This window comes from Caballeronia sp. LZ043 (genome assembly GCF_031451075.1).
GTDB lineage: Bacteria > Pseudomonadota > Gammaproteobacteria > Burkholderiales > Burkholderiaceae > Caballeronia.
Window position 1 is genome coordinate 1 of sequence record NZ_JARUXT010000027.1, and the last position, 2,616, is coordinate 2,616.

The 2,616-nt window shown below is 58.7% G+C and carries 1 protein-coding gene and 2 pseudogenes; all 3 read left to right on the top strand.

Going from position 1 to position 2,616, the window contains the following annotated elements:
* Window positions 1-70: 70 nt before the first annotated feature.
* Window positions 71-354 (top strand): annotated as a pseudogene (locus QCE64_RS36205) (transposase); the annotation flags it as partial.
* A gap of 122 nt (window positions 355-476) precedes the next feature.
* A complete protein-coding gene (locus QCE64_RS36210) occupies window positions 477-1,496 on the top strand; it encodes an IS110 family transposase (protein ID WP_310009143.1) in 1,020 nt (339 codons plus the stop codon).
* 283 nt (window positions 1,497-1,779) lie between these two features.
* Window positions 1,780-2,616 (top strand): annotated as a pseudogene (locus QCE64_RS36215) (IS3 family transposase); the annotation flags it as partial.

A 2,616-nucleotide genomic window follows, 5' to 3' on the forward strand; every position in this document is an offset into this window, starting at 1 on the left:
TGAGCTTCCCCTGAAATTTCGCCTTCCAGCAGGTCGCGTATAAACTCGACCCAAAGAAAGGAAAGCATAGATGTTCAAGGTACCGCACCAGGTGTACACGGCAGAGTTCAAGGAAGCCGCCGTGCAACGAGTCAAGGACGGGCAAGGCCTGAGCGCCGTATCCCGGGAGTTGGGTATGTCGACGCAGACTCTGCGCAACTGGCTGAAGGCCTCGGAGACCGGCAAGCTCAACGGTCTGGGGGCTAAAGTCGTTACGGCGGAGCAAATGGAGCTCTCGCGGCTGCGAGCGGAGAACAAGCGCTTGCAGATGGAGCTGGAAATCGCAAAAAAAGCGGCGGCGTTCTTCGCGAAGGAATGAAATGAACGCGTCCCACCCGTGAACGTAAGCAAAGAAAGGTGGATCCTCACGGGCCAACGGCATCGATATGCGTCCAGGTGGAAAATGCAAGCATTTCCCGGCAACCGGAGGATGCACGATGAACAGTATGGCTGTGGGCGTAGACATCGCCAAGCAGGTTTTCCAGGTCCATTACGTCGATCAGCAAACCGGCGAGGTCGTGAACAAGCCGGTTAAGCGGGCAAAATTTCTGGAGCACTTTGCGAACCGTGCCCCGTGTTTAATAGGGATGGAGGCCTGTGGCGGCGCGCACCATTGGGCGAGGCAACTGACCAGGATGGGCCATAAGGTCCGGCTAATGCCAGCGGAGTTTGTCAAGGCGTTCAACATTCGCAACAAGCGCGATGCGGCGGATGCCAAGGCAATCTGGCTGGCAGTACAGCAGCCAAGCAAGGCTGTAGCGGTAAAGACCGAGATACAGCAGGCTATGCTCGGATTGCACCGTATGCGAGAGCAACTGGTGAAGTTCCGCACGATGCAGGTGAATGCGTTGCGCGGGTTGATGACGGAGTACGGCGAAGTGATGGGCAAGGGGCGAGCGACGCTCGACAAGACAATACCGGAAGTACTCGGTCGCCTTGCGGATCGGCTGCCGGCGGTCCTGATAGACACTCTGCGTGATCAATGGAACGGGTTGGCGAGGCTGGATGAACAGATTGCTCAGATTGAGCGGCGCATGCGCGAGTGGAAGAAGGAAGACTCCGCAGTCAAAGCAATTAGCGAGATTCCTGGTGTGGGCTTACTGACTGCAACGGCAGCGGTCGCGATGATAGGCGACGCGAACGCATTCAACTCGGGTAGGGAGTTCGCTGCATGGGCAGGTCTCGTACCCAGGCAGACCGGCTCAGGCGGCAAGGTAAATCTGCACGGCATCAGCAAGAAGGGTGATACCTATTTGCGCACTCTTCTGATTCACGGCGCTCGCAGTGTATTAACGCACGCGAAAGAGCCAGGCCGGTGGGTCGAGCAAATGGAGAAGCGGCGACCGCGAAATGTGGTGGTCGTGGCACTAGCCAACAAGATGGCGCGCACGATCTGGGCCGTGCTCGCCCACGACAGGGCGTACCAAAAAGACTACGTGAGCATGAAACCGGCCTGACCGGTGAATGCCACGGAGAAGAGTAACGTTTAGCAAAGGGTGAACGTCGAAAGGTTGCGCAGCAATCGAGTGTGATGACCAGCCAGGTAGGACCGGGACTCGCAAAACCTGAACAGGAGGAGGAGCTTTCGAGCTCGCCGAAGGAATGAGGTGCGAGTCAGCGCATTTCATAGGGGCCCGCAGCGGCAGCACCGGCTGCATAAAGGCCGGATAGAGAGCTGCGACCCATCCTGTCAATCTGAACACACGAAAGCTGTTGCAAAACGGGACGCGTTCATAGAGACCTCCTGTGAAGTTCGCCTGGATTGACACGCAGTGCCGGCAATATCCCGTGTTGGCGCTGTGCGAGGTCCTTGGCGTAAGCGTTAATGGCTATCGCGCCTGGAAGCGCGGCGGCACGCCCGAGCGTCAGCGGCTGACCGATGCGCAGTTGCTCACGTTGATTCGGACGATTCACGCCGAGGTCAAAGGCGCGTACGGTTCGCCGCGCATGACCGAAGAGGTTCGCTCTCGCGGCTTCCCAGCCAGCAAGGCACGGGTAGAGCGGTTGATGAGCGCCAACGGTATTCGAGCCCGCCACAAGCGCCGTTACCGCGTAACAACCGATTCCCGGCACAAGTTGCCGGTCGCGCCGAACGTGTTGAATCGCAACTTCGCGCCGGCCGGGCCCAATCAGGTGTTCACCTCGGACATCACGTACATCTGGACCGACGAAGGTTGGCTGTACCTGGCCGTCACGCTGGACCTGTTCAACCGGGAGGTCGTGGGCTGGTCTGTCAAGCCGCGCATGACCACGGAACTCGTTATCGACGCGCTGACGATGGCATGGTTCCGCCGTCGGCCCGCGCCTGGCGCGCTGCATCACTCGGATAGGGGCAGTCAATACGCCAGCCACGACTTCCAGCGCAAGCTCAACTCGTACGGCATGCAATGCTCCATGAGCCGCAAAGGCAGTTGCTGGGATAACGCGCCGACGGAAAGCTTCTTCAACAGTCTGAAGAACGAGCGAGTGCATGGCACGAGGTACCGCACGCAACGCGAAGCCGTCGCGGACTTGTTCGAATACATCGAAGTGTTTTATAACCGCAGTCGTCGTCATTCATCGCTTGGCTTCGTGTCG